At 33.5% G+C, this 424-nt stretch carries 1 protein-coding gene; it reads left to right on the top strand.

Annotated features, from left to right (window positions below):
• Positions 1 to 5 precede the first annotated feature (5 nt).
• The coding region (locus tag H6A27_RS14640) for a hypothetical protein (protein ID WP_204509212.1) at positions 6 to 424 on the top strand (419 nt) is incomplete at its 3' end.

The following is a 424-nucleotide window of genomic DNA, read 5'->3' as shown; positions in this document are numbered from 1 at the left end:
TTTTTATGGAAGATTTTGATATTCTAAAGAGATTTGACAATGATAAGCTAATAGATGTTGTGAAAAATTATAAGCGTTACGGCTATGATGATGAAATTCGTGATTATGCTATTAATTTATTGGAAGAAAGAGGCTGGAGCATTGAGGATTTGAAAACATTCGGTTATTGGGAAAATTCCGATTACGAAGAAGCATTGATACAATACAAAGCTTATTGTAGAAATTCACTGATAGCTGTCTGTGTCTTGGTATTAAGTCTTTGTATGCTGGTACCTATCTATCTTGTATTTGTTTTTATGGCATATCGGAATGTATGTAAGTTCTATCAGGCATTAGGGAGAAAGGAAGAAGCCGTATTCTCCTTTGACTTGTGTTGGCATGTTTTGTTGTTCTTCTACCTAAAAGAGAAAATGAAAGAGGAGTT

Origin of the sequence: Bacteroides caecigallinarum, from assembly GCF_016902295.1 — a bacterium.
GTDB lineage: Bacteria > Bacteroidota > Bacteroidia > Bacteroidales > Bacteroidaceae > Phocaeicola > Phocaeicola caecigallinarum_A.
Note: the sequence above shows the minus strand (reverse complement) of the source record. Positions and strands in the feature narration are given on the sequence as shown.